We start from the raw sequence: 7,664 nt of genomic DNA, 5'->3' as shown, positions 1-7,664 counted from the left end.
CCCCTATCCCCTATCCCCTATCCCCTATCCCCTGCCACAACCGAAGTCTCTCATTGTATTCGAGAATTGGTATTAGTTCTTAGTTTTTAAAGTTTAATTATGTGGTCTACCCATGTGAAAAGCGCAGTAAATCAATGATGACACGCCCTAGCCAAAGGCAAAATTATCCGCACTTAGGCTATTAGCATCAATACCCGATAAAATAGCGACAGTCTTATCTCCTGTAGCAATTAAAGTATTATCCTCTTCTTGAGTAAGAGTTAGATCTGCAAAACTAATACCCAAGTTACCAAAACCGATAACATCGCTATCTGCTTCAAAGTCAGCTATGAGATTGGCTACTTCTGGTATTTCCTGATTGGCAACCCAGAATTGGTCAGAACCTTCTCCGCCGACTACAAAGTCGCCAGTACCTAAGAAGAAAGCATCATCACCACCATCGCCATAGATGCGGTTTTCACCACCAGAGATATTGACCGTATCGTTACCTTCTCCTGTAAATACTAAATTTTTAGTTCCCGTAATATCTAGAGTTTCATCATCCAAAGTCCCAAAAACAGGAGTGAATTCAGTATCTCCTTCAACGATAGTTCCTTGAGGATTAACCACAAATTCGCTAACTATAATGGGTTCTAGTTGGTTAATAGCGTTGGGATTGGCTAAAATTTCCGCTTCAGAATAGGCATCTACGCCATAAGTAGTAACTGTAAGCTGTTGACTATCTGGATCGATCTCAAATTCCGTCCAACCATAGGTATGTCCGACATAATAATCCCCCTGAATTAACTCTGCATCGATTAAGCCTTCTGCTTGGGGTAAATTGTTATTCAAACCAATGGGATCGAAACCCAAGGGAGTTAGAAGAGTGTCGTCGATCGCTTGTTTGACAAAATCGTCTCGATCGTTCGGTAGATCGTCACTATCGGGAGCGATGGGTAATGAGTTATAAGTTTCGGCAAGTTCGGGATTATCGGCTATGAATAGATTACCTAAAATTTCCCCTGTTGGGGGGTCAAAAGCGATCGCACCAGTGGTTACTTCAAAAACACTAGTGGCAATTTGTTCTCCAAAGGGTTCGGTTTGATAGGTGAGATTATTTACCGATGTCATGTGAACGTCAGCAGCCACAAAGACAACGTTATCGATTTCGTTTTCCTCAATGAATTGCAGCAGTTCGGCACGTTCGTTAAGGTAGCCTTCATAACTATCGGTATTGATACCAGGAAACAGATTTTGGGCTGGTTCTGGCAGCATGACAAACTTCCAGGTAATGCCCGACTCCTCGGCTGAGAGTAAATCTTGTTTGAGATCCTCAAATTGAGTTTCCCCTAGTAAGGTGCGATCTAAAGTTATGGACTCAGTTAACACTCTTCCAATTTCTTCGGGGTTGGTAATGTCTTCGGGGGGAGTTATGACAGGATCGCGGAAGGAACGGCTATCTAAAACAAAGCTTGCTGCATCGCTACCATAAGTATTAAAGCGATAGAGTTTTCTTTCTGCTGAAGTTACTGCTTCATCTACTTCGCCGTAGAATTCATCCCGTAGAGGATTGTATTCTTGGAAAGACTGTAAACCATTATCAAAGAGTTCCGTATCGTTAATTAGACCTTCGGTTTCGGAAAAGCGATCGTCGTTGACTGCTGCTTCGCCCCCAGCAAAGTCATTGATTACTTCATGGTCGTCAATGGTTGCCAAAATAGAAGTAGAACCCCGCAAGTCGGCAAAAGTATTACTTCCCAACCTATTTTCATAAACTTCGCTATGTTTTGCCCGATATTCCTCGATGGTTTCTACCTGTTCTTTGGGCGTACCATCGGGATTGAGTACCGCATCCGAACCAAAATCAGCATAGATAGTATCGCCGTGTTCGACAAAGAAATCTAAGTCATTTTCATCGGCATTACTAATAACGGGATAGGGGGCAAGTTCTCCCCGCCAGTCGCCAGCTACCCCAAAGCGCAATCCGTCATAAGTACCAACTTCGGCAGAGGTATGAAACTCACCAATTTCGGTATCGCCTCCAGCATCGGTAACGCGATAATAGTAATCTGTACCCGCTTCTAAACCTATAATGTCTACTTTAACGGGAAGAGTCGTATCAGTAACTTCCGTCTCAACCGTACCGATAATGTTATTAAATTCGGCATCGGTGGCATATTCAAAAGTAACGTTACCCAAGACATTACTGCGCGTCCACAATACTGTGGAGTCTTGAGTCGTATCGCCGCTGGCTACGCCGTTAATTAAAGTTCTGGCTTCGGGATTGCGCGGATCGTAAGCATTAGGATCGTAGGCTGGAAGATTATTAAATACTGCTTCAAAGTCAGCTAGGGAAACAAATTTGAAATTGGTATTGAAATTTTGAATTTCCCCATCTTCAGGATCGCCAAAAACAAGTTGAGGTTCGTTGCTACCATCCTGAACGACTAATAACCCTGCGGGATAATTATTTCCCAAAGGAACGTTGATAACATCCGCCCCATCAGATTCTTCCACATCCTCGATCGCAAAATTACCCAGATAAGAATTACTCCCAGCGCGATCGTATACTGCAAAAGTACTATCTCCCTGACTGGATACTAAGAGATAGCCGTTACCGTCTTCGCCATAGTAAATAGTTAAACCTTCAATGTCTGCTTTTACATTACCGTTTTCGACGGTATCTACCAATTTAGGTGGATTGTCGTTATTCGGTTCGGCATTATATTTCCAAATACCAAACTCTTCCTGCCCGACATATAAATCTCCTGTCTCGCGATCAACTACCATCCCTTCTACCTGATAGTCTGCGGGATCTTCCCCTTCTGGGATGGGTACTTCCCAGGTACGGACTACTTCTGCATTGACTTCTAAGCCATCGGCTGCGCCCAATCCTGCTTTGATTTCTAACTGGGCGATTTTATTACCATCGGATTGGGAAACAAAGACGTAAGTTTTGCCATCCACCAAACTAGTATAGGTAGCCAAACCGTAAGCCGTAGCTTCCCCATCGTCAATGCCAAAGATCGATGGAGAAATATTAATAGAGGTAACATCTTCTAGGGGCGAACCGCCGTTCGCCCTTACATTAGGATTTATGGCAAAGATAGCTAGGGTATCATTTGCCCTGTCAGATGCGATCGCCAGATCGACTGTATCGGTTTTTCCTGCTACTTGGGATTGATATTCTACGCCATAGGCAATATCGACATTGTTGTAACGAATATTTTCGGGGGTAATACTTTGAATTTCCGATCCTGCTAGGTTGTAGACTCTTAAGCCACCGTTTTTAAAAGTAGTAACGATAAAACTTTGTTCGGAATCTTCTGGATGGAGATAAATCGCTGGATCGTCGGCATCGGGGGCATTATCTGGATCTGGGTTTTCGGCACTACCAAAGCGAATTTCGTCTGGGGTTTCGGTAACGGGGGCGATGGTAGGAATAGTATCGGTATCGATCGCAAAGGCTAATACTTGAGTCTTTTGGGCATCGTTGAAGTTATTATCGCTGGTGACAATGATGGACTGTCTGCCATCGGGTAATATTTCGCCAAAAGATATCCCCTCACTATTGTCGAGGGTAATACCCAGTTCATCAAAGTCGAGTAATAATCTTTTAGAAGCCGTTGCATCAACGTCTATTGCCTCGCCATCCTCATCTAATAAGCTATCTACGACACTGATATCTGTTGCCCCTTGGATATTGACTTCGTAGAGTCGAATATTGTTACCTACTCCCTCGGTAAAAGAACGTTCTAAAGCCAAAAATGTCCCCGTGTTATCGATCGCCAATAACTCAACTAAACCATTATCGGCAAAGCCATCTTCTGTTGCGGAAGGGATGGGAATGGCATCGGTTTCGTAGAGGAATTCGCCAATAACTAATTCTGTTTCTAAATCGTACTGGATAATTCTAACTAGGCTGCCAGTTTCAATGGTAGATCTTTCGCCATCTTGGAATAAAGCATTTTCTGTAGCGGTAAAGAGATATCTGCCGTCAGGGGTAGTAGTCAAGCTTTCAAAAGCCTGATTGTTTTGGATGCCCGTATTTTGGTTAACAGTGGGTAAAAATTTATCGTCTACAGGTAACTCATCAACTATTTGTCCTTCGGTGGTAAATTCCCCAATTAAAGGATCGATTAAGTTATTGGCATCTCCTTCAGAGGAAATGTATAAAGTTCCTTCGCCAGATAAAGCTATCCCTTCTGGATCTACTGTGCCTGGAGTAAAAGGATCGCCAGCAACATTATTTAAAAACTCAACAGTCTGGAATTCAACATCCCCTTCATCCAAACTCCCATCCCTAAGATCGATCTCTACAGTATAAAAGCGCGGCTCGTTACTGTCGGCTTTGCTTTCCCTGTTACCTCTATCATCGGAAAGGGCATAGTAAATATTATTAGTCTCGTCATAAACTAATCCCGATATTCCCCCAACTTCCGTCTCTTCAAAAGTAAAGCCAGTACTAAAACTAACCTCGCCAATGAACTCAATCCCAGTCACAGTCTGACGATTATTATCTGTTTCAGCTTCAGCCAAACTAACATCTGCATATACCAAACGATGATCCGAACTAGGATAACCAGTAGGCAATAATTCTGGATCGAAATCACCCACTAAGGGAAACAAAGGATCGCCCTCGGTAGTCCAAAATACTCCTGCTTGGTTAATCTCTAAATCTACCGAAGGCAATACATAATCAACTCTTAAATTCCCTGGCGACTCATCATTAAAATCTGCCGTATCGAACGCAGGATCGCCAAGGTGGATATCGTTAATTTGATTAGTGCGATCGCTGGCATCAATTCCCCCCTCACTGCTGGGAGTCACAGAAGTATTCACAACTGGATTATCTAATAGTTGCAAAATAGCATTATCAGTACTGTCTCCATCAAAGGGATCGGCATTTTGATCGCCCATGATGACGAAGCTTTCCCCTTCTCCTAAACTGCCAAAATTACCGTTGTCATCATAAATGTATTCTCCCTTTCCTGGGGTAACGTAATCCGCCCAAAAACGAATCTCGTCATGGTTGCGTCTGCCATTGCGATCTTCTTCCCCATCGAATACAGGTGGGGTGGGGTGGCTGGCTAAAACGCGAACTATTTCCCCATCAATTTCAATCGGGATATCCCAATGACTTTTGGAAGATAGACGAAACTCTGCTAATTCTTCCTCGGTATAGTAATCATTTGCTTCGGGAGTAGTGGGATCGTCGGGTAATAATGCGCCTGGCATATCTTGCCACAGGAAATTCTGAAAAGTTCGCACCCCTTCTTCGACAATGGGATATTTAGATAGCAACACCATCCCAAATTGCCCAGGATAGAAACCAAAGCCATAGGCATCTCCCGCGCCGTCGGTAGTACCGTCGTTATCGAGATCTAAGCCCGAAGGAATTCCCGTATTGGAAGGGGCAAGATAGACATAAGGATACTCGACTGGATCTACCCCATTTTGGCTGACACCCAAATAATTCTCTTGAAATAAGGCAATTCCTTCCCCGTTAGGATCGTAATCAAACTCATTGAGTAAAACCACATCGGGATTATTGCGCTGAATTATCTCGGCAATATTCTTTGCCTGTGGGTTATCGGGAGTAGATAAATCGTCGATTAATTCTCCCTCTGCGCTGCGATTGAGAGCAACATTGAAGCTAGCAAAACGAATATTATCACTATTAGCCATTGGTTTTAAATGCAACTATAATGCGATTTAATTAGATGCTTTCTGGTATGTATCTAGATTTGGCATCAATATTTAAGAATATGAGAGTAAAGTTAAATCCCAGAATCTTTGTGTTTAATAAATGGCAATTTTTAGGTTAAATACTCAGTTTTTAATTATTGGTAATTTAGAATAAATAATTATTTTATTTAAACTCTGTTAAGCTATTAGTTTTTATTGAAATTTTTATAGTAATAAATGATGGGATTTAATTGATTGAGAAAATAAGCGATCGCCTTGCTCTTTAAATAAATTTAACTTTCGAGTTGTATAGTCAATCGAAATTCAAAGATCGATCGATGACCCCCGCAATTGAAAGTCAAACCCAACAAAAACCCAGTCTCAAAGAATTAGCCCTAGTCTTTTTTCGCTTGGGTGCGATCGCTTTTGGCGGTCCCGCAGCCCATATTGCCATGATGGATGATGAAGTTGTCCGACGGCGCAGGTGGATGACGAGAGAAAATTTATTAGATTTGATGGGGGTTACCAATCTCCTTCCTGGCCCTAATTCTACAGAATTAGCGATTCACATCGGTTACGAACAAGCTGGGTGGCGCGGCTTATTTGTGGCGGGAACTTGTTTTATTCTCCCTGCAATGACGGTGGTTTGGTTGTTATCGATGCTTTATGTCCGCTTCCAAACTCTACCCCAAATGGAATGGTTGCTTTACGGAATCAAACCAACAATTGTGGCTGTGGTACTGAGAGCCTTATGGAAACTGGGCAATAAGGCAATGAAAGATACGATTACCAGAATTGCGGGAATTGGGGCGATCGCAGCTTATCTAGCTAATTTTAACGAAGTTCTGTTGTTGTTTTTGCTGGGTTTGGCAGTCATGGTAATTAAAAACTGGCAAAACAATCGCAACCTGAATGGGCTGATTTTATTACCCTTACCCCAGATGTTTGCTTCTGCGGGGGGAGTTACAACCGCTATCTCCGTAGCTTGGGGGAGTGTATTTCTTTATTTTCTCAAAATCGGTTCGATCCTTTATGGCAGCGGTTATGTCTTGTTAGCTTTTCTACAACGGGATTTAGTCGAACGGAATCAATGGTTAACCTCTCAACAACTATTAGATGCGATCGCCATCGGACAAATTACTCCTGGGCCTGTCCTGACTACGGCTACTTTTGTCGGCTATTTACTGGCAGGAAATCTGGGTGCGATCGCGGGAACTGTCGGTATATTTTTACCTGCTTTTCTGTTAGTAGGAATTGTCAATCCTTGGGTGTCAAAATTACGTCAATCTCCTTGGGCGAGTGGCTTTTTAGATGGGGTCAATGCTGCCTCTCTCGGTTTGATGGCTGGAGTTACTTTCACTTTAGGGCGGGCTGCGCTAATCGATTGGTTGACCGTTGTTATGGCTATTCTGAGCGCGATCGCTTTATTAAAATTTAAAATCAATCCCATTTGGTTAATTGTAGCTGGGGCAATTATTGGCGCGATCGCTCATTTTTCAGGATTGATTGGCTAATAGTTTTTAGTTTTTAGAGGCGGTTCACGAACCGCCCGTACAGTTCTTAATTTTCAGCGGGCAGTAAGGGGCGTAGTTTACCGCAACTAAAAGTCGTTCGCGAACGACCCTTACAGAATGTGTCGCATTCTTTTTTCAATTTGGTATCAGTTCGGGATCAGAAAATTTATCTGTGAGGGTAGCTATCAGAGGGAAGACCCCCTAAAGGGTTCGACAGTTCCTTCAACGGGTCACAGACTCCTTCGGATTCGGCACTTTTCTCAAGTCGGGAAACCCGCCCACCGAAAGTGCCTCACCGCAACGGACTGTCTCACCGCGTACCACAAGGGCATAATATCGCCCTAAGGCGCGTCTTGAAAAAGTTGACGGCACTCCATACTCGGATGCAAGCTCCGAGTCCGTGCCTCCTCATGGGGGAGAGCCAAGGGGCTGACACCTGAATTTATTTCAGGTGCTTGAAAGCCCCGCCCAAGACCGCACTTT

The 7,664-nt window shown here is 43.3% G+C and carries 2 protein-coding genes; one reads left to right on the top strand and one right to left on the bottom strand.

Features of this window, described 5'->3' with window-relative positions:
- Positions 1–147 precede the first annotated feature (147 nt).
- A complete protein-coding gene (locus tag AC33VI_RS20890; RefSeq protein ID WP_491784195.1) occupies positions 148–5,667 on the bottom strand; it encodes a phytase in 5,520 nt (1,839 codons plus the stop codon).
- A 338-nt stretch (positions 5,668–6,005) separates the two neighbouring features.
- Between AC33VI_RS20890 and AC33VI_RS20885 the strand changes: the two genes are divergently transcribed.
- On the top strand, positions 6,006–7,181 hold the full coding sequence (locus AC33VI_RS20885; RefSeq protein WP_491784194.1) for a chromate transporter: 1,176 nt from the start codon (positions 6,006–6,008) through the stop codon (positions 7,179–7,181).
- Positions 7,182–7,664 lie beyond the last annotated feature (483 nt).

Source organism: Waterburya sp. (assembly GCF_058530065.1).
The sequence above is the reverse complement of the archived record's forward strand: the minus strand, read 5'-3'. Positions and strand labels throughout refer to the sequence as shown.

What these genes read in the sequence shown, in the direction of transcription:
- AC33VI_RS20890 (WP_491784195.1), bottom strand. Translation starts at nt 5,667, where the DNA reads ATGGCTAATAGTGATAATATTCGTTTTGCTAGCTTCAATGTTGCTCTC.
- AC33VI_RS20885 (WP_491784194.1), top strand. Translation starts at nt 6,006, where the DNA reads ATGACCCCCGCAATTGAAAGTCAAACCCAACAAAAACCCAGTCTCAAA.